Origin of the sequence: Vreelandella neptunia (assembly GCF_022489065.1) — a bacterium.
Taxonomy (GTDB): domain Bacteria; phylum Pseudomonadota; class Gammaproteobacteria; order Pseudomonadales; family Halomonadaceae; genus Vreelandella; species Vreelandella neptunia_A.
In genome coordinates this window covers 38,156-64,503 of record NZ_JAKVTW010000012.1, presented here as the reverse complement: position 1 = coordinate 64,503, position 26,348 = coordinate 38,156, and the positions used below count along the sequence as shown (strand labels likewise).

The 26,348-nt window shown below is 54.7% G+C and carries 21 protein-coding genes; 10 read left to right on the top strand and 11 right to left on the bottom strand.

Features of this window, described 5'->3' with window-relative positions:
* Positions 1-71: 71 nt before the first annotated feature.
* Together MLE19_RS15160 and MLE19_RS15155 are read right to left on the bottom strand one after the other, a co-directional pair.
* On the bottom strand, positions 72-1,055 hold the full coding sequence (locus MLE19_RS15160; RefSeq protein WP_240718970.1) for a TRAP transporter substrate-binding protein: 984 nt from the start codon (positions 1,053-1,055) through the stop codon (positions 72-74).
* Positions 1,056-1,094: 39 nt separating this feature from the next.
* Complete coding sequence (locus MLE19_RS15155; protein ID WP_240718969.1) at positions 1,095-2,084, bottom strand: LysR family transcriptional regulator; 990 nt, start codon at positions 2,082-2,084, stop codon at positions 1,095-1,097.
* A gap of 383 nt (positions 2,085-2,467) precedes the next feature.
* On the opposite strand from MLE19_RS15155, the gene MLE19_RS15150 reads away from it, so the two are divergent.
* The 3 genes from MLE19_RS15150 to MLE19_RS15140 are packed head-to-tail and all read left to right on the top strand — an operon-like array spanning position 2,468 to position 4,904.
* Positions 2,468-3,220, top strand: coding sequence for a 5-oxoprolinase subunit PxpA (locus tag MLE19_RS15150; protein ID WP_240718968.1), 753 nt, complete (start codon positions 2,468-2,470; stop codon positions 3,218-3,220).
* Positions 3,217-3,957 carry a 5-oxoprolinase subunit PxpB gene (gene pxpB / locus MLE19_RS15145; protein ID WP_340163107.1) on the top strand — a complete coding sequence of 247 codons (741 nt, stop codon included), beginning with the start codon at positions 3,217-3,219 and terminating at the stop codon, positions 3,955-3,957. The genes MLE19_RS15150 and pxpB overlap by 4 nt, the downstream gene beginning before the upstream one ends.
* Positions 3,954-4,904, top strand: a complete 951-nt coding sequence (locus tag MLE19_RS15140) for a biotin-dependent carboxyltransferase family protein (RefSeq protein WP_240718967.1) — start codon at positions 3,954-3,956, stop codon at positions 4,902-4,904. The genes pxpB and MLE19_RS15140 overlap by 4 nt, the downstream gene beginning before the upstream one ends.
* A gap of 52 nt (positions 4,905-4,956) precedes the next feature.
* On the opposite strand, the gene MLE19_RS15135 is transcribed toward MLE19_RS15140, so the two are convergent.
* The 5 genes from MLE19_RS15135 to MLE19_RS15115 form a co-directional block, all read right to left on the bottom strand.
* The gene (locus MLE19_RS15135) at positions 4,957-5,988 is read right to left on the bottom strand and encodes a leucyl aminopeptidase (protein ID WP_240718966.1); all 1,032 of its coding nucleotides are present in this window, start codon (positions 5,986-5,988) and stop codon (positions 4,957-4,959) included.
* A gap of 126 nt (positions 5,989-6,114) precedes the next feature.
* On the bottom strand, positions 6,115-7,629 hold the full coding sequence (locus MLE19_RS15130) for a sodium:solute symporter family protein (protein ID WP_240718965.1): 1,515 nt from the start codon (positions 7,627-7,629) through the stop codon (positions 6,115-6,117).
* Positions 7,622-7,810 carry a hypothetical protein gene (locus tag MLE19_RS15125; RefSeq protein ID WP_096651739.1) on the bottom strand — a complete coding sequence of 63 codons (189 nt, stop codon included), beginning with the start codon at positions 7,808-7,810 and terminating at the stop codon, positions 7,622-7,624. Before MLE19_RS15125 ends, MLE19_RS15130 begins: the two co-directional genes overlap by 8 nt.
* A 21-nt stretch (positions 7,811-7,831) precedes the next feature.
* Positions 7,832-10,918: a c-type cytochrome gene (locus MLE19_RS15120; protein WP_240718964.1), complete on the bottom strand. Its 3,087-nt coding sequence runs from the start codon at positions 10,916-10,918 to the stop codon at positions 7,832-7,834.
* Entirely contained in the window at positions 10,911-11,399 is a 489-nt protein-coding gene (locus MLE19_RS15115; protein ID WP_240718963.1) for a (2Fe-2S)-binding protein, read from the bottom strand. The genes MLE19_RS15120 and MLE19_RS15115 overlap by 8 nt, the downstream gene beginning before the upstream one ends.
* Before the next feature lie 407 nt (positions 11,400-11,806).
* Here MLE19_RS15115 and MLE19_RS15110 point away from each other — a divergent pair, with 407 nt between their 5' ends.
* Genes MLE19_RS15110 through MLE19_RS15095 form a run of 4 tightly spaced genes read left to right on the top strand, consistent with a single transcriptional unit; the run spans position 11,807 to position 15,286 of the window.
* The gene (locus MLE19_RS15110; protein ID WP_240718962.1) at positions 11,807-12,973 is read left to right on the top strand and encodes an FAD-dependent monooxygenase; all 1,167 of its coding nucleotides are present in this window, start codon (positions 11,807-11,809) and stop codon (positions 12,971-12,973) included.
* On the top strand, positions 12,970-13,788 hold the full coding sequence (locus tag MLE19_RS15105; RefSeq protein ID WP_240718961.1) for an alpha/beta fold hydrolase: 819 nt from the start codon (positions 12,970-12,972) through the stop codon (positions 13,786-13,788). The genes MLE19_RS15110 and MLE19_RS15105 overlap by 4 nt, the downstream gene beginning before the upstream one ends.
* Before the next feature lie 15 nt (positions 13,789-13,803).
* Positions 13,804-14,586 carry a maleate cis-trans isomerase family protein gene (locus MLE19_RS15100; RefSeq protein ID WP_276322466.1) on the top strand — a complete coding sequence of 261 codons (783 nt, stop codon included), beginning with the start codon at positions 13,804-13,806 and terminating at the stop codon, positions 14,584-14,586.
* A gap of 22 nt (positions 14,587-14,608) precedes the next feature.
* Positions 14,609-15,286: an N-carbamoylsarcosine amidohydrolase gene (locus tag MLE19_RS15095; protein WP_240718960.1), complete on the top strand. Its 678-nt coding sequence runs from the start codon at positions 14,609-14,611 to the stop codon at positions 15,284-15,286.
* Positions 15,287-15,328: 42 nt separating this feature from the next.
* On the opposite strand, the gene MLE19_RS15090 is transcribed toward MLE19_RS15095, so the two are convergent.
* Positions 15,329-15,811: a MarR family winged helix-turn-helix transcriptional regulator gene (locus MLE19_RS15090; RefSeq protein WP_240718959.1), complete on the bottom strand. Its 483-nt coding sequence runs from the start codon at positions 15,809-15,811 to the stop codon at positions 15,329-15,331.
* Between the two features lie 210 nt (positions 15,812-16,021).
* Here MLE19_RS15090 and MLE19_RS15085 point away from each other — a divergent pair, with 210 nt between their 5' ends.
* The 3 genes from MLE19_RS15085 to MLE19_RS15075 all read left to right on the top strand — a co-directional run bounded on the left by MLE19_RS15085 (position 16,022) and on the right by MLE19_RS15075 (position 21,661).
* Positions 16,022-18,301 (top strand): xanthine dehydrogenase family protein molybdopterin-binding subunit, encoded by a 2,280-nt coding sequence (locus MLE19_RS15085; RefSeq protein ID WP_240718958.1) that lies wholly within the window; start codon positions 16,022-16,024, stop codon positions 18,299-18,301.
* Positions 18,301-19,269 carry an XdhC family protein gene (locus tag MLE19_RS15080; RefSeq protein WP_240718957.1) on the top strand — a complete coding sequence of 323 codons (969 nt, stop codon included), beginning with the start codon at positions 18,301-18,303 and terminating at the stop codon, positions 19,267-19,269. Before MLE19_RS15085 ends, MLE19_RS15080 begins: the two co-directional genes overlap by 1 nt.
* A 406-nt stretch (positions 19,270-19,675) precedes the next feature.
* On the top strand, positions 19,676-21,661 hold the full coding sequence (locus MLE19_RS15075) for a methyl-accepting chemotaxis protein (RefSeq protein ID WP_240718956.1): 1,986 nt from the start codon (positions 19,676-19,678) through the stop codon (positions 21,659-21,661).
* Between the two features lie 79 nt (positions 21,662-21,740).
* On the opposite strand, the gene MLE19_RS15070 is transcribed toward MLE19_RS15075, so the two are convergent.
* The 3 genes from MLE19_RS15070 to MLE19_RS15060 form a co-directional block, all read right to left on the bottom strand.
* Complete coding sequence (locus MLE19_RS15070; protein WP_240718955.1) at positions 21,741-22,778, bottom strand: hypothetical protein; 1,038 nt, start codon at positions 22,776-22,778, stop codon at positions 21,741-21,743.
* Between the two features lie 164 nt (positions 22,779-22,942).
* On the bottom strand, positions 22,943-25,096 hold the full coding sequence (gene katG / locus MLE19_RS15065) for a catalase/peroxidase HPI (RefSeq protein WP_240718954.1): 2,154 nt from the start codon (positions 25,094-25,096) through the stop codon (positions 22,943-22,945).
* 225 nt (positions 25,097-25,321) lie between these two features.
* On the bottom strand, positions 25,322-26,326 hold the full coding sequence (locus tag MLE19_RS15060; protein WP_240718953.1) for an aldo/keto reductase: 1,005 nt from the start codon (positions 26,324-26,326) through the stop codon (positions 25,322-25,324).
* Positions 26,327-26,348: the final 22 nt, after the last annotated feature.

Genomic DNA, 26,348 nt, shown 5'->3' with positions numbered 1-26,348 from the left:
CACTTAAGAAAAAGCGCGCGGGAAAAGCAGCGACGGCGGTGCCGCCGCTGCAAGCGTCATTAAAACGAGACTTAGCTGTCGCGTTGCTCGCGGTAGGATTCCAGCGCCTGTTTGGCTTCGTCATCAGCACGCGACTGCCAATCTTCAAACAACTCATCACCAGCGGCTTGAAGCGCCTCTGAAATGACGTCGTTGGGCTCAGAGACCGCGATACCGTTCTCTTCAAGTTTCGCCAAGCTGGCATCGTTATCTTCGCGGCTCATCTCCCAACCACGTTTTTCAGCCTCAGCGGCGGCTTCCATCAGTGCTTCTTGGGTGGCTTCATCCAGGCCATCAAAGCTGCGCTGGCTAATGAACACGATATTCTTCGGTAGCCACAGGTTGGCATTAGTGTAATCGGTCACGTAATCCCAAGCCGCCATGGAATTACCGGTGGAACTTGAAGTGATCATTGCGTCAACCCGGCCAGTGCTGAAGGCAGTGGGGATATCAGACTCTTCCGTCTCAGTGGGGCTACCACCCAAGTTATCCACGAAGCGCTGAGTATTGATATTAGGCGCACGTACACGCAGACCTTCGAACTGCTCGGGGTCAGTTAGTGGCTCTGCGGTGTAAATCCCCTGGGCGGGCCAAGCAACGGCATATAAAGGGATCAGCCCTTCGTAGGCAAACAGCTCGGTAATCATTGGTTTGGTGGCTTCCCACAGCGCGTAAGCATCATCGTAGCTGCCCGCGACACCCGGCAGCGTATCGACTTCAAAGATCGGATCATCGTTGGAGAGAACCGAAAGGAAGACTTCACCTGCATCAATGGTGCCACGACGAACCGATGGCTTAATCTCACCGTGCGCCACCAAGGAGCCACCGCTGTGTACGGTAATGGTCAGCTCGCCGTCGGTCGCTTCCGCTACATCTTCAGCGAACTGCTTGGTGTTTTGGGTATGGAAACTTGCATCACCGTAGGGCGTCGCCATGGTCCATTCCGCCGCGTGAGCCGTTACCGTCAAGCCACAGGCTGTCGCTAGGAGTAGTGAAGTCGTTATTGTCTTACGCATCGTGAGAACCCTCTTATTTCTATTAATAGTGTGGTGCTTCTAATAGTGTGTTGCTGTTGCTTTGGTAGTGCCAGAGGAGGCGTTGGAAGAGACCCAGCGCCCGGAGAAAAGTGTTGTTGTCATATCGGCACGACGCGCCTGGGCATAGCTGCAGGCGCACTGCTGGGCCAAGCGGGCAACGCCACGGCAAAAACGCGGATGGTTAGCATTGCGCCATATCACATCATAGTGCATGGCGGGTAATGGCAGTGGCAGCTCAAGTCGGTAAAGCTCCCCCCGCTGCCACTCTTCCAGCACAGTAGCCACCGGCAACGCGCCAATCCCCAACCCTTCGGTGGTCATGCGCACAATCGTCATTAATGTACTAACGCTATGGATACGCGGGCTGGCCACGCCCTGCTCTGCCAAATAGTGCACCAACTCTGAATGAGGGCGCGCCTGCTTACCAAACGAAATAAAGGGCAACTTTTTGCACCAAGATTCGCTACTTTCGCTCAGCATCTCGGCATGCCGCGGGGACACAAACATGCCCATTTCATAAGGGCTCAACGACTCGTAGTCGATCTGCTTTTGGGGCGAATAGCCATTCATTGCCAGCACGATATCCAACTCATTACTCAGCAGCCGCTCATTCAAAACCGGCGAATAATCAACCGTTAACTCGATCGTCAGACGCGGATACCGCTCGGTAAGCTGACGCATAAAGTCGGGAAACCAGCTATGGGCAATGGTTTCAATGGTGCCGAGCCGCAATGGTGCAGAAAAAGCCTCTTCATTATCGAAAAGCTTCATCGCTTCATCGCGTTGGTGCAGCATACGCTCGGCGTGCATAAAGAACTCTCGGCCGCGCATGGTGGGTTGAATTGGCCGAGCGGCGCGCTCCAGCAGCAGCTCCCCCACCGTAGTTTCAAGGCGCGAAATACGCTCAGAAACAGAAGGCTGGGTAAGGTGCAGGCGAGTAGCCGCCTTACGGAAGGAGCCTAACCTCACCGCCCATACAAACGCCTCAAGTTCTTTAAAATCGAGCATAGTGACTCGCCTACAAATGTCTTTCTGGGGTAAATAAACGCTGCCGTGCTAACAGTTACAGAGGAGTGCAGAGGGCTACCGCTTATGACTGCCATGATAACTATGCAACTTTGAGACCACTCCCAGCAGTGTTATTTCACCAACGCTATTATCACGGCCCGCTCTTACTGTGATAAGCGTATCGTGCCCAAGCGTCAACCATTTTTCTACCAAATAACAATATGATAGGAGTGCCCGATAGTTAGTATCGTCAAAAACGATTGGCACTGAGCATGCCGTGTTCATATATTGGTGGTGGATTACACATAAGCTACAGCCAAGTCACCGCTTCCACTGAATCAGCTAAATCAGCTAAATCAGCTAAATCAACAACAGGAGTCGCTATGGCCATCCCCCTGCTTAATTGCGATATGGGCGAAAGTTTCGGCAACTGGACCATTGGGCTGGATGCCGATGCGATGCCCTATGTCGATTGCGCCAATATCGCCTGCGGCTTCCACGCCTCCGACCCTCATGTGATGCGCCGCACCGTCAAACTAGCGGTTCAGAACGGCGTCCGTATTGGAGCGCATCCTGGTTACCCGGATTTGATGGGCTTTGGCCGCCGTTCAATGGCCTGCTCACCAGAAGAAGCGGAAGACATGGTGCTGTATCAGATAGGCGCTCTGGCAGGTATATGCCAAGCCGAAGGCACCCATCTGAGCTACATCAAACCTCATGGCGCCCTGTATAACGACATGGCGGCTAATCCAGCACTACTCGAAGGTGTAATGCATGCGGTGCGGGCTTACGATCCGAGTCTGCCGCTAATGATTATGTCCACTGCCGACCCTGAGCCACATCGCGAGCTGGCCGCCAAGCTCGGCATTACCCTCTGGTTCGAAACCTTCGCTGACCGCGCCTACGACGCCAACGGCCACTTGGCGTCACGGCGTTTGCCTAACGCCGTACATCACGACCAGAACACCATCGTCAATCAGGCCATTATGCTGGCCAAAGGCGAGCCGCTCACAGCGCTCGACGGCACACCGCTTCACTTAGCCTGCGATACGCTATGTGTTCACGGCGATAACCCCGAATCAGTAGCCGCCGTGCGCGCTATTCGCGAGGCCTTTCAGGCGCTGGAGCAGGTGTGAAAGCCCTTATTGGAAGAAACGCTGAAAGAAACACTAACGTACGTGTTGAAACCGCCGCCATGGATGCCTTGATGGTACGTCTCTTCAATACCATCGATGAAACCAATATGGCGTGGGTAATCGCCGCTGACCAAACACTGCGTAAGGCCTTTGGCGCGGCGTTAATTGATCTGGTGCCCTCTTACACCACGCTGTTAGTCCATTACGACTGCCAGCAGGTAACCCATACCAACGCCCTGCAACTTATTCACAAGGCACTTTCGGGCCTTACTCCTGTGGATACGCAAGCCGGTGAATTGCACGATATTCCGGTGTGGTACGACGAAAGCGTGGGCCCTGAGCTGCCCATGGTCGCCAAGCGTGCGGGCATAAGCGTGGATGAGCTGATCAAGCAGCACTGTAATCACGATTACTGCGTGTTCGCGCTGGGTTTTGCACCGGGTTATGGGTTCATGGGCTTGGTAGATGAAGCGCTGGCTACGCCGCGTTTGAAAACACCACGCCGAAAAGTGGCGGCGGGCAGCGTTGGCATTGCTGATCGGCAAACCGCGATTTATCCGCTGCTTTCCCCGGGTGGCTGGAACATTCTTGGACGCACCAACGTGCCGTTATTTGAGTATGCCAAACGTGGTGATCCGCTATTTCGCCCCGGCGACAAGGTACGCTTTAGAGCGATCTCCCGCGCAGAGTTTGAAGCGGACGGTGGCGATACTACGCCGATGGAGGAGCGCCCATGAGCCATGCGGCAATGAATGAAGCGCGCAAAGGGATGCTCGTTAAACAGGTTGGTCCACTGGCGCTAATTCAAGATGCCGGGCGGTTTGGCGTCGGTCATTTAGGGGTTACCCAAGGCGGTGCCGCCGACTGGATCTCCTTCCGCTGGGCCAATTGGCTGCTCGGCAACTCACTAAACAGCGCCGCCCTGGAAATCGTTATGGGCGGCGGCCTAAGCTTTGAAACCGAAAGCGAGGTGCGTTTAGCGCTGACCGGGGCGGATTTAGACGCCCAATTGGATGGCAAGCCACTCGCCCCTAATTCAAGCTTCAAGCTACTGCCCGGCCAGCGCCTAGTTTTTCGCCAGCCGCGCCAGGGCTTGCGCGCCTACCTCGCCTTTCCCGGCGGGCTAAATGCGCCGGAGGTGTTGGGCAGTCGCGCATGCACCGCCCGGGAGCAAATTGGCGGTTTACATGAAGATGGCAAGCCGCTGAAAGTGGGTGACCGGCTAACCTGGAAAGGTACCGCCCCAGCGGTGCGCCGTATCGTGGAAGGCCAAGGCCCACGTATGCCTGCGTCAGGCTGCCACTTACCCATCGTGCTAGGTTCGCAAATCGCTTCCTTCAGCGGCCACTCTCTTTTTCAGGCGTTTAATCAGCCCTGGACAGTGGATAATCGCGCCGACCGCATGGGCGTAAGGCTCACTGGCCCCGGTCTGCATGGTTCGCTCACGGGCATTATTTCGGAAGGTATTCCGCTAGGTGCCGTACAGATACCCCCGGACGGCCAACCCATCGTACTGATGAACGACCGTCAGACAATAGGTGGCTACCCACGCTTAGGCGCCCTCACCGCCATCGCCTGCGCAACCCTCTCCCAGTGCCTCCCCGGTACCGAGGTGTGGCTAACGCCCGTTAGCGCCAGCCAGGCGCAAGATGATTATCGGGACCAGCTAAAAGTGTGGAGTTAACGCTGATAAGCCCCCAATGGGGGCTTATGTCAGCAGTAATGGTTCGTAGCGATCAGTGTCTAGCCATCTGCAGCTCTTTAACGACGATATCGCCATCAATGACGATAGGCTCATCATCCAAAAACAGCGAGCAGTTGCGCATCGGAATATCCAGGTGGCAGGCAGTATCGTTAGATCCTCCCAATTCGCTGTTTGGGCCGGTTGAGAACATCACGTTGCCATAGAAACTGCGTGGTTCCATCCCCATGCCGCCCGGGAACTCTCCCGGCACCATGCGGTGCCATTTGGCATTAGGGTTCATGCCCCAGCCCACATGGCTCATGCCCATGCCACGCGGGTCGTTAAAGCTATCCATATAGGATTTCACTAACTCGGCATCTAGGCCACCGCGTATATCGGTAATCCAGCCCTTCTCAATGGTGTAGGTAATGGGCTCTCTGACATACATATTTTGGGGAAGCAGGATGTCACCGGGCGCAACCACAATGGTGCCATCAACACCATCGTCATCACCGCCGGTAAATACAAAGCCAGACGGCCAGTGATCCCAGCGACCCGGCTCATCAGTACAAGCATATTCGGCGACGGTAGCGTAAGTGTTCAGTTGGTAGGTGACATCGGTACCGTGGGGCGAGGTGATGCGCATCACTTTGGCTTTTTCCAGCAGCGCGGCGGCTAATTCGACCTTCTCCCTTAACTCCTTGCTGGGCATCATTCTAGCCAGTAATTCAGGCGGCTCAACCGCTGTTAATATGCGTGTGCCCGCGGCTTGAATCGCCATTTGCTCCGGTGAGAAGAGCAGGAAAATACAGTCGATCAACATGTCGCAGTTTTTAAGCGCTTCCACCGCATCGGGCATGCTGGCAAGCCCCGTTGTGCCCACGTTCCAGCCACCTGTAGGTAGCGGCGAGGGTAACCGCATGTGGTACATATTGGCGCCTAAACGCTGCCCCGCCGCCATAAAGGCATCCGCATAATCAAGGCGTTCGCTGCCCTGGGTCAGCACCACCAGTTTCTCACCTTCATGTACGCCAGACATTTTTAACTGCTGGAGGCAGATTTCCGTAAAGCTTGCATGATCCATAAAGACTCCTAACTTCCCAGCCGAAAACTCAGCTATCTCGTGACCGGGAAGTGTTAGCTGAGAGCGCTCGTGCTCGCCTTGAGGTACACCAAGCGCTCTATGGTGTTATCGGGTCAACGCTGAACGTCAAAGACTAGCGGCCGCCCGTTTATTTGCCTGATCGGCGATAGGGCGCCGCTTTTTACCCAGCTCTTCACTGATGGCAGTAAAGAATGCATCCGTAGAGGCTTGATGAGGCTTGGTGGCTAAACTAACGCCGACAAACAGCACACTGGCGACCACAATGCCCCATACGCCTGCTGGCAGCCCCAACAGTGAATTGCCAGTGGCGTACATCAACAGCACAAAAGCACTGGTCCCCACCACACTCGCCAATGCACCGGCAGACGTACCGCGCTTCCAATAGAAGGCACCGATAAGCGCGGGCACCATGGCGACCAAGCCTGATGAGGCAGCCACCGACAACACCGCAATTAGATCAAGCTGCAGTTCGGCAAAGGCCAACGCCATTAGCGCAATCACCGGCACCACGAACTTGCCCACCAGCAGTTGGCGCTTTTCACTGACATTCGGTTTGACGTTGGCATAGACGTCTCGTGAGACCATGGAGGCCAGTGTCAGCATGATTGAATCGATAGTGGAAACGGCGGCGGCCATAATGCCGATCATCACGATAACGCCCAGCACGGGCGGTACAAACTCCGATGCCAACAGGGTGGGCGTGGCTAAGTCAGCTCGTTCTAAACTTGGGAAAGCGGCCAAGGCAGAGAAGCCCCATAGCACTGAAACCATGGTGTAAATAAAACCAAACACCAGGAAGCCAATCAGCATGTGGCGCATTGAACGTAACGAAGAGGGCATAAAGAGACGTTGGCTCACCTGAGGGTTAGAAAGACTAAAGAAGAACCAGGGAATCGTTAGCCCTAGGAAAGTCACAAAACTGAACAGGCCGGGGCCAGGTACCGTTAGTGACTGCGGGTGTTCCGTTGCCAGCGTATTGAATAGCGCGCCAAAGCCACCCAGCCCCTGAATCACCAGGAAAGCCACCAGCGTTGAGGCCACAATCATCATGATTGCCTGGAGGGAGTCGGTCCACATCACCGAACGAATCCCCGCAATATAGGAGAAGAAGATAGCAATCACGGTTGCCAGCACCACACCGGTGGTAAAGGTAATCGCCCCATCGGTAATGCCTTGCAATAGGTAACCCACACCCGCGAGCTGAACGGCTGAATAGGGAATAAGGAAGATACAGCTGGCAATGGAAACGGCCATGGCCACATGCTTGCTATTGTAGCGATGACCGAGCATCTCGCTTGGCGTTACAAAGCCAAATTTTTTGCCAACGGCCCAGAACTTAGGTCCGAAAATAGCCACCAGGGAAACACCGGCAAAATAGATAATTTCAAAGCCCAGCGCGCCCACGCCGCCGGCATAGGTCAGGCCTGCCAAGCCCACCATCATAAAGGCGCTATAGGTAGTGGCACTGTAACTGAGCGCCGAGACAAAGCCGTTCATTTGCCGGTTGCCCAGGAAGTACCCAGACATGCTTTCGGAAGGGCCTTGGCGGGACATAATCGCAATACCGATCGCGATCAATAAATAGATGGCAATGGACCACCAGATGAGTGACTCAGTCATTGCTGTGCTCCTCAAAATCTTTAGTAATAAACACATTAAGTGCAATGACGACTAGCCCTGCAACGGCCCAAAACAGGAAGCTGCCGTACCATAGCGCCACACCACTCAATAGCGTGTAAGGCACTAAATAGCTCAGCAAGACGACCGCCCATACTAGCCATATCCATTTACTGCGTTTCATAGTCCACCTCGGTTTATTACGTCAGGGAGTAGAGTGTGTGTTGTTGTGGTGAGGCTGGCGTAAATCAGTGATACGTTTTTCTAGTTGTTGCCAAGGCGCTTTATCGGGTGCAAAACGCGCTCGGAGATAGGTCGCTAAATCGGCGACCTGGGTATTGCTAAAACTGTCGGCAAAGCCCGGCATACTGCCGATGCCTGGCACATGATCCGCGTGGACACCGCCAAGAATTGACTGAATAACATTGTCGGGATGATCGCTATGCACGTTGGTATTCAGCGCAAGGCTGGTGCTTGCGCGTGAAAAGCTCGGCACGCCGGTCTCTACATGGCAGGCCGCACAGGCACCCTCGAATAGCCGCTCCCCCGCTTCCATCCCTGATGAACTGACCATGGCACTGGCCACCCGCTGTTCAGCCCCTGCAACGTCCATATCGCTATTTCCAGTGGGAGCCTGCATTTGTGCAGCCACATAGTGGGCAATCGCCCGCACATCGTATTCAGGTAGCTCTGCCAAGCCCGCTACGACCGGTGCCATAGGGCCAGAAGCAACACCATGCAGCGCCGACTCGCCATGGCGCAGATAGTCGAAAAGCGATCCTTCACTCCAAGCAACAGGCGCTTGCGAAAGCGTATTGAGCGGCGGTGCTTCCCAGCCATCCACAAAGGCACCTGCGAAGTAAGCGTTACCGCTTTTCTCTGCACCCATGGCATTGCGTGGGGTATGACAGGCACTGCAGTGGCCTAACCCTTCGGCGAGGTAAGCCCCGCGATTATACAATTCACTCTGCATAGGGTCTGGCTGGAAGGGGGTGGGGTCGTGATAAAGCACGTTCCAGCCCGCCATTAAGGCGCGCACGTTGAAGGGGAAAGAGAGTTCATTAGCTGGCTTTTCAGCGGCGACGGCCGGCTGGGCCATTAAGTAGGCATAGAGCGCCTGCAAATCGGTATCGCTTGTTTTGGCAAACGCCGTGTAGGGGAAAGCAGGATAAAGGTGACTACCATCACGGCTGATGCCATGGCGCATCGCCCGCTCAAACGCTGCGTAGGACCACTGGCCAATCCCGGTGGCTTCATCCGGGGTAATATTAGTGCTGTAAAGCGTACCAAAAGGTGTTTCAAAAGCCCGCCCTCCCACATTGGTACTTCCCCCTTCAGAGGTATGGCATGCTGCACAGTCACCAGCGGCGGCGACCAAGCGCCCGCGCTCAATGGTCTCGGCGGAATAAAGATTTGCTGCCGGGCGAGCGACGGGCGCAAGGGTACTTTTCCAAGGCCATGCCATAACCGCAGTACCGGCGACCGTCGTCAGCGCGGCGGCGGCTAACCAGCGGCGGCCAGTGGCTCGTTTCGCTAAGCGCTGCTGTGCTGTTCCCTCCGTCGTCGACGCTTTTAACGCCTCTCGCACACGCTTGGCCGTAAAAGGGGGCTGACGAAAACGGATGCCGGTGGCATCAAATAACGCATTGGCGATAACCGCAACACCGGGTGAAAGCTCAGCACCCGTTAATAGGTCATCAGGTGCCGGACGCAGCGATGATGTTTTTGTTTGGGTAACGGCTGGGCTGTCGCGTTTAACTAGCGCATTCGGCGCAATTTCGACGCCTCGTTCTGGCGCATCACTCCCATCGCCCCACTCATCAAACCCAGGTGCTTGCCCCAAAAGGGGGCGGGCTTCACCCAGTATTCGCTCTTGAAGCGTTTGCTGAAGGCCCGCCGTATCCACTTCAGGGCCATCATCTTGACCAACAATTAATCGGGTTAGCTGTACATCACCCGTAACACGATTGACCGCAACATCGGCAATCCAAGCGGAGCGAACCCCGGTTTCCATCCGCTGATGACGATCAGGCAACTGAGCGAAGGCAAAACCTCGCCCCTGCAGCAGGTCTTGTGGCACTGAGTCGGCGGGTTTCTTGAGTGGCACTTGCCACCCAGCGCGCTTGGCTACCGACTCAATCAGCTCGATAGACCGCGCATCTTTGAGATGACGAATACGCAGCGAAACAGGGTCTTGTCCGCTATCGCGTGCCACCTCATCTAAAAAGGATTCCCGCGCAAAGGCCTGCTGAATGCCGACTAATGTGGCGCTGCTAGGCGTCTGGCCAGGCTGCTGGAGTCGCGCTGAAAGATGTTGATCTCGAAAGACATAGGGCGATAAGACAGAGGCAGACAACGGCGTTGGATCGCTATCGCCTGCTGGCACTTCCGGTATAGCTTCTGGCATCGTTTCTGGCATCGTTTCTGGCATAGCGGCTGGCTCAGTTGCCCTGCCGCTTAACCAGAGACCAACCGCAGCCACTTCACCGCTGCTGTTAGCCTGCCGGTAGTGATAACGAGCTATCTCGCTATCGGTAAGCTCAGCTTTTAACGACATTCGCTGGGCTTGGCCTAGCGCCACTACGTCCTGTGTATAGCGTGCATCTAGCCAAACCGCTACCGGGCAACCCAGCGCTTGGGACATAAGCGCGGCATCCACGGCGGCATCATCGCCGCAGTGGCGCCCAAGTCCGCTCACTTGGCTAGACATCGGCTGCTGATCCAGGCTGTAAAGCTCAATTTGACTAGCGTCCAGGGCGGTTAAGCTAGCTAAATCCTGCTGAAGTGCCAAGGGGGTGGTTGTTTGCCCCCAAATCTTCAAATGGTAATCGCCAACATCGGCGACTACCCAGCCGGGGTGATTGCCCCAGCGCATACGACTGGGCCAGCCATACACGCGTTGCGCTGAGACGCCAGCTTGGGACTCTTGATAGCGCAGTGAACGGACCTCACTGCCCGTCTTCTCACTATGCTTTAACGTTTGCTTTAGCGTTTTATTAGGCTCGTGGGGTATCGTTTGCCACTCAATCTGCAGCTGTTTAGCGGCGTCCCTGGCTGCCGCTAAACTCTCCGCCACCACGCCCACGAAATTGCCTTCCACCACCACATCAATCTGACCCGGCAATGACGCCACGCTGGCGCTATCGACACTCACTAAGTGAGCGCTCTCAAAGCGTTCACCGTTCCAGCGATAGTAAGGTGGGCGGACGATCACACCATATCGCACATGAGTAAGCTGTGAAGGTAGACCCTCCCCACTATTTTCCTGGGATGGCAGCGTACGCTTACTCATTCAAGGCCTCCTGCTGTGCGGCGGCGTTGATCACCACAGCACGCTGAGCGGCTTGGAGAATTTCAACATGGGTACCACACCGGCAGAGGTTATGTTCAAGGGCGGCACGTATCTGCTGAGGAGAGGGCTGCGCATTATGATTGAGCAGCGCACGAATCGTTATAATCATACCGTTCAAGCAGTAACCACACTGAGCTGCTTGCGCGTCGATAAATGCTTGTTGCACGGGATCAAGCTGACCATTCTGGGAAAGGCCATCAAGCGTCGTAATGTCATGGCCAGCGGCGGCTGACACGGGCAGCACGCAAGCGCGCGCCGCCATGCCATCAATCAGCACGCTGCACGCGCCGCATTCACCCAAACCACAGCCATATTTAGGGCCATTGAGCGCCAGATCATTACGCAAGACATTGAGCAACGGCGTATTCAATGGCACCGCCACTTCCCTCACCTGTCCATTAACTGTCAGCTTTAGCGTCATAGGGGATCATCATCGTTATTGTTAAAGCGGCCTTCTTGCTTAGATATTACTAATAAAGCCTAGCTATTAAACCCTGCCTGATGCACCAGATGAGTGCGAAGCAAAATAACCACGACCATTAAAGGTGCGTACACCATAAAAAATGCTCTATTAAACGTATAGCACTCAATGGATGCTTTCTTCAAGTTTTTAAAAACACTGAAAATATAATAAAAAATACATTAAAATCAATTAATTATTATGACCAATCAGCATTTAATGCTACAAAAATATTTTCAGAAATTAATTCTTGACCAACAAATAAATGGTGTATACGTTGTTTTATAGCGTTCATAGACTCCCTTGGAATCGCTTCCACACAGCATTTTCAACAGGGACATGTGACTAAACAGCGAGGAAACAACGATATGAACAATAAACCCACCATTGCCGTTATCGGCGCAGGTCTAGGCGGCGCGGCTGCAGGCGCGCTGCTGCAGCAAGCGGGCTACCCCACCAAGGTGTATGAACAAGCCCCGGCATTTTCTCGCTTAGGGGCCGGTATTCATCTTGGCCCAAACGTCATGAAAGTCATGCGCCGGATTGGCATCGAAGATCAGCTCAATGCCATGGGGTCGCACCCTGATCATTGGTTCAGCCGTAACGGCATGACAGGCGAGTATCAGTCACGTATCCCACTGGGTGAGTTTGCGCGCGAAAACTATGGCGCGTCTTACATCACCGTGCACCGTGGTGATCTTCACGAACTAATGGTCAGTACACTGGATCAAGACAATCTCTTTTTTGATAAGCGCTTAGTGGATGTGGACGAGACTGGCGAAAAAGTGGTCATGACCTTTGCCGATGGCTCCACTGAAGAGGCCGATTTGGTGATCGGCGCAGATGGCGTCAACTCGCGCCTACGCGAGAAGCTGCTCGGCAGTGAAGCGCCCATTTACAGCGGTTGGGTTGCCCACCGGGCGATTATCTCAGCTGAAAAGCTCAAGGCATACGACCTGGATTTTGAAGCGTGCGTTAAGTGGTGGTCCGAAGATCGCCACATGATGGTTTACTTCGTGACCGGTGACGAAAAAGAGTATTACTACGTCACGGGCGTGCCTGAGCCTGATTGGAATCACGGCACCTCTTTCGTCGATAGCTCCCGGGAAGAGATGCGCGAGGCCTTCAAGGGCTACCATCCCACCGTACAAGCGCTGATCGACTGCACTGAAAGCGTCACCAAATGGCCGCTGTTGGAGCGAAACCCTCTACCACTGTGGCATGAAAATCGACTGGTACTGCTCGGTGACGCCTGCCACCCCATGAAGCCGCATATGGCCCAGGGCGCCGCTATGGCCATTGAAGATGCCGCCATGCTGGTGCGCTGCCTTGAACAGGTGGGTGCCGACGATTATCAAACCGCGTTTGAGCTTTATCGCACCAACCGCTTTGAGCGCGCCTCCCGCGTACAGCAGGTCTCCCACGACAACACCTGGCTGCGCGCTGACGAAGATCCTGCCTGGGTGTTCGGCTATGACGTGTTCGAAGTGCCACTGAAAGAACCTGAGGCCAGCAGTCAAGGGAGTACGCTATGAGCAGCACCTATCTTTATGGTGGCAATGTCCAGGCTAACGGCATTCGTCAGCACTATTTGCGCTTCGGTGACAGCGTCGAGACGTCGCGCCAGCCGTTGGTACTGATACCCGGCATTACCAGCCCAGCCATTACGTGGAGCTTTGTTGCAGAGCGCCTGGGTCAGCACTTTGATACTTATGTGCTCGACGTTCGCGGGCGTGGTTTGTCCTCGACTGGCCCAGACCTCGCTTACGATACCGACACCTGTGCCGATGACGTTATCGCCTTTATCGAAGCGCTGGGGCTGAGCAATGTCATCCTGGCGGGCCACTCCATGGGGGCACGCTTTGCGCTGCGTGCCGTGAGTCGCGGCACCAAGGGCATCGACAAGCTGGTACTGATCGACCCGCCCGTTTCAGGGCCCGGCCGCCGGGAGTATCCCAGCAAACTTCCTTGGTATGTTGACTCTATCCGCGACTGCACCCGGGGCGCCGATATTGAGGCCATGCGCCACTACTGCCCCACCTGGAGCGACGAGCAGCTACGTTTGCGCGCCGAGTGGCTGCACACCTGCTTTGAACCCGCCATCGTTCAGGCGTTTGAAGAGTTTCACAGCGTAGATATCCACCAGGATTTGCCTGGCATCAAGGTGCCCACGCTGCTGATGTGCGCGGGTAAGGGCGGGGTTATCCAAGATGGAGATCGCGCCGAAATACGCTCTCTGCTACCGACGATTCGCATTACCACTGCGGAACAAGCGGGCCATATGATTCCCTGGGATGACTTCCATGGCTTTTTTGCCGCGTTTGAAGACTTCCTGGGTACACAACTCTAACAAAGGCCAATGATCATGACGCAAAGCACTATGACCAACAATTCCATGACTAGGCCATACCGTATCGGCCAGATCGTGCCGAGCTCCAACATCACCATGGAGACTGAGATCCCAGCGATGCTGGCGGCGCGGCAGTTGATTCGACCAGAACGCTTTACCTTCCACTCCAGCCGTATGCGTATGAAAACCGTCAGTAAGGATGAGCTGGCCGCCATGGATGCAGAGTCAGACCGCTGCGCCCTGGAGCTCTCTGACGCGGCAGTCGATGTCATGGGCTACGCCTGCCTGGTGGCCATTATGGCCATGGGCCCCGGTTACCATCGTGAATCCCAACAGCGGCTACGCAGCCGTACCCAAGAGAATGGCTGCGATACGCCTGTGGTTACCAGCGCTGGGGCTCTGGTGGATGCGCTAGGAGTGATGAAAGCTAAGCGTGTCGTGGTAGTGGCGCCCTATATGAAACCGCTGACCGAGATGGTGGTAGACTATATCCGCCAGGAAGGTATTGAGGTGCTCGACTACCGGGCGCTGGAGATCCCTAATAACCTGGATGTTGCCCGCCACGACCCCGCCAATCTGCCTGAGATTGTGGCTAGTCTCGACTTAACCAATATCGACGCCATTGTGCTGTCAGCCTGCGTACAAATGCCATCGCTGCCTGCCGTTGCCAAGGTAGAAGCTTTAACCGGCAAACCAGTGGTGACCGCTGCTATCGCGACCACCTACGCCATGCTCAAAGCGCTCGATTTAGAGCCTATTGTTCCGGGTGCAGGCGCACTCTTGTCAGGGGCTTACTAGGAGATAACTAGGAGATAGCGCCATGAAGAACCCCAGCCAAGCAACCAGCAGCGGTGCAAGTGACAGCTCTTTAGATGACAGCTTAGATAACAACTACAAAGGCGTGTGGGATGGGCGCATTGGTTTTGGCAAAAAACCCGTGTTGCTGGTCGTTGATTTTATGCAGGGCTACACCACTCCCGGCTCGCCGCTATTTGCCCAGGGCGTGGTGGATGCCGTGGCCAATATGCCGCCGTTATTAAGCACCGCACGGCAGACGGGTACACCCGTTATCCACACCAATATCCTCTATCACGCCCCGGATCAAATAGATGGTGGAATATGGGTTAAGAAAGCACCGGTGATGCGGGCCATGGTGGCAGGTAACCCCTACGCAGAGTTCTGCCCTGAGGTGACGCCTAATGATAACGAGCTGGTGATGACCAAGCAGTATGCCAGCGCTTTCTTTGGTACTTCGCTGGCCTCCACGCTGGTCGCGATGGGTATCGATACATTGATCATCACCGGCTGTTCCACCAGCGGCTGCATTCGTGCCACCGCCGTGGATGGGCTGCAATATGGCTTTCGCGTGATGGTCGTTCGCGACTGTGTGGGCGACCGTCACCCTGCGCCCCATGAAGCCAACCTGTTTGATATCGATAGTAAGTATGGCGATGTGATAGGACTGGATGAAGCGCTAGGCTACTTAATGGGTCGCTAGCACGCCGATTGCAGTGAAGGTGAGTCATCCACCTTCACTACATCAACCGTCCGCATTCATTTTTTCCAGCAGGTGCATCAGAGCAATCCGTTCGGCTGGATTAAGGTTCTTCATGGTTTGATCACTGATCTGCTTGGCGCTGGGTACCATGTCTTCTACCAGTGCCTCGCCAGGTTCGGTGATCACGACCATGACTTTGCGCTGATCGTTAGGGTCGGTCGTTAAGGTAATCCATTCGCGTGCTTTGAGGCGCTTAATAACGCCACGGATCGTGGCAGGATCAATCGCGGTGGCATTGACGATATCGGTAAGCGAACTAGGCCCACGTTCCATTACCGTGCACAGCGTCACAAACTGAATGGCGGTTAACTGTTTGTCGCTGCTGTAGCGCTGAAAAATGGCCGTATGTCGCTGGTAGGCTTTACGTAGTAGATGGCCCACTTGTTCGGAAAAATCGTATCCCTGCTCAGAGGGCGTATGGTGCTCGCTGGAAGACGAGTGATTGAGCGCACGATCCGTTGTCATTCCCTATCCTTTATGTGGTGGCGACGTCGTATCGCAATTATGGCATTGGTAAGCATGGCGATGCTTCAACGAAATAAATACCGCTTGCGCTATATCAATACGACATGCTTTTATGGCGTATACGCCATATATTTTACTTTATTTATCATCCGCTGATCACCCCAGATTAACGTTTCTTGATTAATTTATAAGATAGCTAGGGAGGGAATAATGACCGATAGAACAAACCCTCACAGGCAGTCACTGCTTCAAGACTCCGACCTCCTGGTTATCTATAGAGACCCGGTAACGCCGCCCATTCCTGCCCCAGGACAACCGGGTACACTCTCCAATTTCACGCCCAAAGAGCCTGAGTTGTTCATCGCCGTACTGAGCGATAGCCATATTTTGGCATTCAATGGCCACGTGGATCTGGGCACAGGTATACGTACGGCGCTGGCGCAAATTGTCGCTGAAGAGTTAAGTGTGGCTTTCGACAGCGTCACCATGGTGCTGGGCAACTCTTTTGAGGTGCCCAATCAAGGGCCTACGATTGCCAGCGCGACCATACAAATTACCGCGGAACCCCTGCGCCGAGCAGCGGCACAAGCGCGGGAGTACCTGCTCACGCTGGCGGCTAGCCGACTGAGCGTTGAGCGCGAGACACTTCACTGCCAAGCCGGATATATCCACACCAATGATAAGCACACCAGTGATGAGCAGCTTCCACCAATAAGCTATGGCGAGCTGCTCGCTGGCGCTCGGCATGCCTTGAAATTAGCTGACAGCGCGCCCCTCAAGCCCATCAGTGATTACACCCTAGTAGGGCGTTCTACCTCCCGTGTGGATATTCCTGACAAAGTCACCGGCAAATTAACCTTTGTGCACGACTTACGCTTACCGGGCATGGTGCACGGACGAGTGATCCGCCCACCGTATGTGGGTCATGATCGCGGTGATTTCATAGGCACCAGCTTAGTGGCCGTGGACGAAAGCTCCGTGGCTAACTGCCCCGGGCTGATTAAAATCGTTGTTATCGGTGACTTTGTCGGTGTCATTGCCGAGCGGGAAGAGCAAGCCGCTGAGGCCGCCAAACAGCTCAAGGTTGAGTGGCGCCCTGTCGTCGGTCTGCCTCAACTGGATAATATCGAGCAAGCGCTGCTCGAGCTGCCCAGCAAGCAGCGCATTCTACTTGAAGAGGGCGACCTAGACAGCGCTCTTGCCACCGCGAGTCATCAGCTTAATCGCACCTATGTATGGCCTTTCCAACTGCATGGCTCCATAGGCCCCTCTTGCTCGGTCGCCGATGCTCAAGAAGACGCTCTTAACGTTTGGTCCGGCACACAAAACCCACATAGTCTACGTGCAGATCTTGCGCGGCTGACCGGGCTTGATGAAAGCGTCATTACCATCACTCGGATGGAGACCTCAGGCTGCTATGGGCGTAACTGTGCTGACGACGTGGGTGCCGATGCGGTGCTGCTTTCCCAGGCGGTGGGTCGCCCAGTGCGCGTGCAATTAACTCGCGAGCAGGAGCACACCTGGGAACCCAAAGGAGCGGCCCAGTACATGGCCATTCAAGGTGGTTTGAATGTTGACGGTAGCCCAGCAGGCTATCGCTTTAGTTCACGCTACCCATCGAACAGCGCACCCACCTTGGCACTCCTGCTGACTGGAGCCGCCCCACCTATCGATATCCCCTTCGAAATGGGTGACCGAACATCAGTGCCGCCCTACCGCTACCCGCATCGGCAAATTCTAAGTGAAGACGTGCCCACCCTGGTGCGCGCCTCCTGGCTACGCGGTGTCTCAGCGCTGCCCAACACGTTCGCTCACGAAAGCTATATTGATGAACTCGCCTATTTAGCGGGGGAAGATCCTGTCGCCTATCGGTTACGTTACCTGGCTGACGACCGCGCCGGTGAGCTTGTCAAAGCCTTGGCTAAACGCGCGAAATGGCAGCGCGGCGCCGCCAACCCGAGCAGCGAGGGCGATTGGCGCTATGGCCGCGGCTTTGCTTATGCCCAGTATGTGCATAGTAAATTTCCGGGCTTTGGCGCGGCACTCGCCGCTTGGGTGATTGAGCTTAAAGTTAATGTGAAGAGTGGCCGTATCGTCGTCGAACAGCTATATGTAGGCCAGGATGCCGGTCTTATGGTTAACCCTGCCGGCGTTCGCCATCAGGTACATGGTAACGTGATCCAGATGCTCAGCCGCACGTTAAAGGAGCGGGTAAGCTTTGAAGATGGCTTACCCACCAGCAAAGAGTGGGGCGGATACCCCATCCTACGTTTTTCGGAACTTCCTCCTATCGACGTTCTGCTGCTTGATCGCCCTGAGCTGCCGCCATTAGGCGTTGGCGAATCCGCCTCACTGCCTGGCGCGCCTGCGATTGCCAATGCCCTCTTCGATGCCACAGGAGTAAGATTTACCCATCCACCCTTTACCCCAGACGCCGTTCGCAAGACACTGGAAGCCTCCCTCAGCTACTTCATGGACGACGTTAGCTAATGCACTATCTAGATCTCCAGGTTATTGAACGCGCACTGAACTGGGCCAATCAGGGGCTTACCGTGTGGCTCTGTACGGTATTAAAAACCTTTGGTTCGTCACCCAGAGAACCGGGGGCCATGCTGGTTACCTGTCAATCAGGCGAATACGTTGGCTCACTGTCAGGAGGGTGTGTCGAAGAGGACTTCATCGAACGGCTCCAAAAGGGTGAGTTTGACGAACCGCTACAACGGGTACGCTATGGAGGCGAAAATGGCGCAGCGAATATCCGCTTACCCTGTGGAGGCAGCCTTGAAGTACTGGTCGAGCGGCTAGCGCCAAACACCGAAAACCTCACTCACTTAGAAGTGATGCACGCCACGCTACTGGGTCGCCAACCACTCACCCGCTGTATCAAATTGGATGGCAGCGGCAAGCGCTTTAACCCCTCAAATATCACTGATCCCGCTGTGTCTTTCGATACGGCTAGCGTCAATATTCGCATCGGGCCAGCGCTACGCTTGATCATCGCCGGGGTCTCCTCCATTTCTTCGCCCTGTGCGCTATTTGCACAGTCGCTTGGTTTTGAAGTGATTGTTTGCGATCCCAGAGAAGAGGCTCGGAAGAACTTCAACGTACCCGGTGTTGAAATGCAGGCGGTGCTGCCCTCGGTCTTTATCGCCTCTGGCGGCTGTCATGCCAACACGGCCGTTGTTGCCTTAACCCATGATCCGCGCATTGATGATTTAGCCATGATCGAAGCCGTCCGGACTGATGCTTTTTATATTGGCGTTATGGGCTCTAAGCAAACGTCGCAGCAGCGTGCCGAGCGACTGCTGCGTTCCGGCGGTCTGACAGAAACCCAAGTAGCCAGAATCGCCATGCCGATTGGGCTTAACCTGGGTAGTAAAACACCTGCGGAGATTGCACTCGCCGTAATGGCCGATATTGTCCGTCTCTATCGAGGTAAAGCACGCAATGAGTTGTAGCGGAACGACACTCATTGCAGAAACAGGAGTTAAGAAAAGCATCGCTATTATTTTCAAATCATGTCGTTCACGGCCCATATACTGGGCCGTTTGAAAACTATAAAAAAATGACCTATTAAAAATAAAATCTTAAGAAACAAAACTTTAAAACTTTATACATCAAGCAATTAACAATAAGAAACATAAACTAAAAACAAAACGTTACACATGAAAACAAAAATAGCATCAACGGTAACTTTTCTTTTAAAGAAACGTTAAAAACACCCTTTTCGACTTAAGTTTATACATTAGAAGCCGTTAATTACTAGCGGTAGCAAGAGAACGTTCAGGGAACCATAAAATAGCCAGCGTACGACGCTGCTCTGTAGACAGTGATCTATGACTGGCAAACATATCGAGGCAACAAATGAAAAAAATTTCTCGTCTCTCACTGACGCAGAAACTGCTAGCTGCTGTCGCCATTCCACTATTAGTGGTGGCCGTCATCTTAGGTTTTATTGTCAATCAACAGCTGAATAAAGCCATACCTCCGCTAATTGATAACGCCGGTATGCGCCAAGTCGAAGCACGGGCTGATGAAATCAGCCGCTGGATTACTGGTTATCGCAATTGGATAGGGGTGCTTGCCAAAGATGAACGTCTGGTCGAAGACGTGCCAATTTCCACTCATCGCGACTGGCTTGAAAAGCGCTACCCACCGGGCGGAACAATCGAGTCACTGTTCTTTTCTGACGCATCAGGTGCAACGTTAACCCACGCAGGCGTCAATCTGGAAATTGCCGAGCGACCCTATTTCAAAACCTTGGTGACCGACGGAACCCAGGACAGCCTTCTCAGCGACCCTGTTATCTCCATGATCAGCGGCCTGCCGACCGCGATTGTCGCCGATACTGTTTTTGATGAGCGCGGCAACCGCGCGGGACTGCTAGGGATGACCGTCTCTATGGCGGCTGTTTCCGACATTACCTCCGACATTAATGTGGGCGAGGGTAGCTATGGCTGGTTAATCGACAGCCAGGGGCAAGTGATCGCTCACCCGGTTGAAGAGTATCGTATGTCGCTTAATTACACCGATGCCGACCAACAGGGCTACCAAGGTCTGGATGCTTTGAGCCAGCAAATACTTAATGGCACGGCTGGCTCAGGGGAAATCACCATGCCTACCGGCGAGCAGACGGTTCTTATGTGGAGTCCTGTCGAAGGCACTTCATGGGTGGTTGGGGTGACCGTTCCTATTACCGCCTTTACGACGGTGACCAAGAGCCTTCTCCAATCGCTATTATTGGCTGGCGGACTTCTGCTGATATTGCTATTGGTGGTGGTGGCCTACGCCGCACGCCGCTCTCTCGCACCGATCAAGCAGACGGCCAATGCCATGGCAGATATTGCCCAAGGTAAAGGCGACCTAACGCGCAGATTAGAAGCCAAAACAAGCGATGAAATTGGCGACCTTGCCCATGGTTTTAATGCGTTTGTGGAGCGCATGCAGTTAACCCTTCAGGAAGTACGCCAAAACGCTCGCACCGTATTATCAGATGCCAGCGATATGGCGGATGGTACTCAGGAGCTTTCCTCTCGGACTGAACAAGCGGCAGCAAACCTCCAGGAAACATCTGCTTCCATGGAGCAAATTCACTCCACGGTGGCGCACACCTCTCAGGCCTCCGAGCAGGCGAATAGTCTTGCACTAGAAGCCGCTAATGCGTCAGAGCGCGGCACTGAGTCAATGAACCAAATGGAAGCCAAAATGGCCGCCATCAGCGACTCGGCCAATAAAATCAGCGATATCATCGGCTTGATTGACTCAATTGCGTTCCAGACCAACATATTGGCACTCAATGCCTCTGTGGAAGCGGCCCGTGCCGGTGAGCAAGGCCGTGGCTTTGCCGTGGTCGCCAGCGAAGTGCGCACGCTAGCAAGCCGATCTGCGTCTGCGGCGCATGATATTCGCGCATTGATCGATATGTCCGTTAGCCACTCAAGAGAAGGCGGCGATATCGTCAAGGCCGCCGCGGAACGCATGCAAGAGATTCGCCAAAGTGTCACCCAGGTATCCGATGTGATTGCTGAAATTGCCGCCGGTGCTCGCGAACAAACTACCGGCATTCAGCAGGTCAATACGGCGGTGGCCGAGATGGATATGATGACTCAGCAGAATGCTGCCATGGTCAGCCAAAGCGCCAACCTTGCCGCTTCCATGCGCGACAACGCGCGTAGCCTTGATCAGTTAATGAGTGAGTTTGTACTCAGTGAAGGCGGTACTTCAACCAACGCGCTGCCCTATACCAACGCACATAAAGAGCGCACAGCAACCAGCACTGCATTGCCGCTCAGCCGTCCTACATCGACTGCCCAGCAAAAGCATGAAGTAGCGGAGTGGGAGGAGTTCTAATAACGCTGCGCTAAGACCGCTAAAAGGCACCCTTTTTGGGTGCCTTTTTTGTTGCTGCTAGCCCGTTATTGCGCGGCTATCACTCCATATGCAACAACGTATAAAGCGCTTCGCTGGCATGGCGCTCATCGCGCTCGTCAATACTGCCGACACTCATTTCGCGGTCATTGTCGTACACCACAAAGACGCGCTCATGATCCAACACTGCCAGCCCCTCTGCCTTGTGCTCGAATTCAAAAGGGGTGCCGTCCATTCCTCGAATCAAGGCCGGTGGCTCGCCAGTGGTGAGGTTATCCAGCTCCATCAGCCATAGATAACCGCCAATACGTTCGACGTTGTCGACCTCCGTTTCAAAGCTGGTCATCAAGTAAAGTCGATGGTGGTAAGGGTCATACTCAAGACTCGATAACCCGCACTCAATCGCTACCCCTTCATGATCAGTCGGTTCAAAAGCGTAGAGTTCGCGCAACTCATCGATAAACTCTAGGTTACCGGACGCATTCACCACATAGTGAGCCCCGATCACACGGCTCACATAGGAGAAGTCATCGTGGCGCTGCCCCTGCTCGCGTATGCCGAAAAGCAGCAGTCCATCACCCAACTCGCCAGGCACTGCCGCTAGCCCTTCAATCTTGTAGTAGGGAAGGCCAATCGCATGGTTCAGCTTATTGCGTAACTCCAGCGACCCTTCAACCCCATCACGGGGGTCAGGGTCCACCGCCTGCACTTTGTCTGGCTCGCCCAGCGGCCAGATAAGCAGGTGGTTATAGGCATTCAGGTCATGGGTCACATCATCAATACGATCAAAACCGGTGGTGGCCAATACATGCTTACCATCGGCGGTAAGGGCGAAGTCTTCATACTTCACCGCCCGTTTGATCAGCGGCGTTGTAAAATACTCAAGCTGCGAATCATCCGGCCCATCATCCGTCATCGGCAGGGCAAAAACCGCGGAACGATGCTCGCCAGGAATCGGCTTGTCGCTGGCCAGCAGTAGCCGCTCTCCGTCATACATGACCGCTGACACTTCTGCGTTAGCAAGTTTACCCTGCTCATCGCGAAGGCCAACGGGAAAGCAGTGAATACTGCCCTGCTGCAAAATTCTGGCTTTCTGCATCGTTATGCTCCTTAGAAATATCACACATAGAGACAGCGCCGAGGCTTAAAAACTCCATGATTTGAAAAGCAATATCTTGCCAGTACAAGAGGGCGTGAGCACGATCCAAGAAAAAACCCGCATCCTGGGATGCGGGCTATTGTCTAAAACGAAGTGTTTAGCGCTTATGCGACGTCGAAGCGATCCGCGTTCATCACTTTCGTCCAGGCGGCGACGAAGTCTTTGACAAACTTCTCGTCGTTGTCATCCTGGGCGTAGACTTCTGCGTAGGAGCGCAGCAGCGAATTAGAACCGAACACTAGATCAACACGAGAAGCGGTCCACTTAACGGCGTCCGTTTGACGATCACGGATCTCGTAGGTGTTTTTACTCACCGGCTTCCAGGTATTGCCCATATCGGTCAGGTTGACGAAGAAGTCATTGGTCAACTGGCCTTCACGGTCGGTGAATACACCGTGCTTGGTGCCACCGTAGTTGGTGCCGAGCACACGCATACCGCCAAGTAGCACAACCACTTCCGGCCCTGTCAGCCCCATCAGTTGAGCGCGATCCAGCAGCAGCTCTTCGGGCTTCACTACGTAATCTTTCTTCAGCCAGTTACGGAAACCATCAGCCAGCGGCTCTAGCGGCTCAAAGGACTCGCCGTCGGTCATCTCGGCAGAAGCATCGCCACGGCCTTTCAGGAAAGGCACGCGAACGTCGTAGCCTGCGGCTTTGGCGGCTTTCTCAATTGCCACGCTGCCGGCTAGCACGATCACATCGGCAAGACTGGCACCGGTATCGGCAGAGATCTTCTCGTAGACTGCTAATACGCTGCTAAGGCGAGCGGGCTCGTTGCCTTCCCAATCTTTCTGGGGTGCTAAGCGAATGCGCGCACCGTTGGCACCGCCACGCATATCAGAGCCGCGGTAAGTGCGCGCGCTGTCCCAAGCGGTGCTGACCATATCGCTGATGCTCAGGCCAGCCTCGGCGATTTTCTGCTTAACCACTTCTTCGCTGTAATCGGTGCTGCCAGCCGGAATGGGGTCCTGCCAGATCAGGTCTTCAGCGGGTACTTCTGGGCCTATGTAGCGCGCCTTCGGGCCTAGATCACGGTGAGTCAGCTTAAACCACGCCTTCGCGAAGGTGTGCTTGAAGTACTCCGGATCCGCCATGAATTTTTCACAAATAGCGCGGTAGGTCGGATCCATCTTCATCGCCATGTCCGCATCGGTCATGATCGGGTTATGACGGATAGAGGGGTCGCTGGCGTCAACCGGCTTATCCTCTTCCTTAATATCGATGGGTTCCCACTGATGGGCACCGGCGGGGCTCTTGCGCAGTTCCCACTCATGTCCGAACAGCAGGTCAAAGTAGCCCATGTCGAACTTAGTAGGGTGCGTGGTCCAAGCGCCTTCAATGCCAGATGTGACCGCATTGCTCGCCTTGCCGCCCATCGTCGGGTTGCCCCAACCGAAGCCCTGGTTTTCGACGTCTGAGGCTTCAGGCTCCGCAGCCAGCGCTGCGGCGTCGCCGTTACCGTGACATTTACCTACGGTGTGGCCACCGGCAGTGAGGGCAGCGGTCTCTTCGTCGTTCATCGCCATACGGGCGAAGGTTTCGCGAATCTGCTGACCGGTCTTCAGCGGGTCGGGAACGCCGTTCACGCCTTCAGGGTTAACGTAGATAAGCCCCATCTGAACCGCAGCAAGCGGATTTTCCATGGTTTCAGGCTTTTCAACGTCGCCATAACGCTCGTCAGAAGGTGCCAGCCACTCTTTCTCATCACCCCAGTAGATATCTTTTTCAGGGGCCCAGATATCTTCGCGACCAAACGAGAAACCGTAAGCAGGCAAACCCATGGATTCGTAGGCAACAGTACCGGCCAGGATCATCAAATCGGCCCAGCTAATCTTATTGCCGTACTTTTTCTTGATCGGCCACAGCAAACGACGCGCCTTATCAAGACTGACGTTATCAGGCCAGGAGTTGAGTGGTGCAAAACGTTGGCTGCCGGTTCCACCGCCGCCACGGCCATCGGCAAGACGATAGGTACCCGCTGAGTGCCATGCCATGCGGATCATCAGGCCGCCGTAGTGGCCCCAATCAGCTGGCCACCAGGCTTGGCTGTCGGTCATCAGCGCATGGACGTCTTGCTTGAGTGCGTCAAAGTCGAGTTTTCTGACTTCTTCCCGATAGTCAAAATCAGCATCCATCGGGTTCGTTTTGCGGTCATGCTGGTGCAAGATATCCAGGTTAATCCCTTCAGGCCACCAGTCTTTATTAGACGTGCCCGTGGAGGTATTACCACCATGCATTACAGGACATTTACCACTCATAGCTCTCTCCCTCTAACTCTATTTTGTGTTCGCTGCTTTTGTCTTGGTTAACACCAAGCCATCAGACGGTGAGCGCCCTCACGATAATTCGTCACTCTGCAGATTGCGCAGAAGAAAGAGCGCTTCATTTACCTGATACCGTTTTAAAGCAGATACGTCATAGGCACAATTTGCTTTTTGTGACTGCTTCAATAGCTTTTACCCATCACGTCTTACCTGACACCCTTAAAGCACGAACTCTTCGGTATCGATATCTGCCTGCTGCGCCTCGCTGTAGCGAGCGCCTGCCACCTGATCTGGCGTCATCATGGCATCCAACTGCTGCACTGTGGTGACATCGAGGCTAAGCGTTTCCGCTGCTAAGTTTTCGCGCATGTGGTCAACCGAGCGCGTGCCGGGGATAGGGATAATGTCGTCGCCTTTGGCTCTCAGCCATGCCAGCGCCAGCTGCCCCGGTGACACACTTAAGCCCTGCGCCAACGCCCCCAAGCGTTCAAATAGTTTTACATTGTGCGGGTAGTTGTCAGCACTAAAGCGCGGCATATATCGGCGCATATCGCCCTCTTCAAGGCGCGTAGTATCCTTAATCGCTCCCGTCAGGAATCCACGCCCCAAGGGGCTGAAGGCGACCAGGGCTGTGCCCGCCTCGCGACACGCGTCAATCAAGGCGATTCCCGGGTTGCGCGTCCACAGCGAGTATTCCGACTGCACCGCGGCGACAGGATATTCTGCAACCGCACGGCGCAGCGTGGTCGCAGAGATTTCCGACAATCCCACGCCACCAATCTTACCCTCCTCCATCAATCGCCCAAGCGCGCCTACGCTCTCCTCAATAGGGACTTGGCGATCCAAACGGTGCAGATAATAGAGATCCAAATGGTCGGTACGCAGGCGCGCAAGGCTTGCTTCACACTGTTTGCGCAAAGTTGCCGGGCGGCCATCAATGACACGTTTGCCCGACTCAGGATCCATCGCCATACCGCATTTACTGGCCAGGAAGAGCTGATGCCGCTTACTCTCCAGCGCCCGCCCAACCACCTGTTCATTGGCCGTGGCGCCATACAGGGTGGCGGTATCGAAGTGGCGATAGCCCATATCAAAGGCCTCATCCAGCGCCCGTAAGGCCGCGCTTTCGGGCACGATGCTGCCATAACCGTGGGAGAGGTTCATGCACCCCAGGCCAATAGAAGGGGCATTAACAGCGTTAAGGCGTTGGAAAAAACTCGACATAGATACTCCCGTCTTTAAAGGA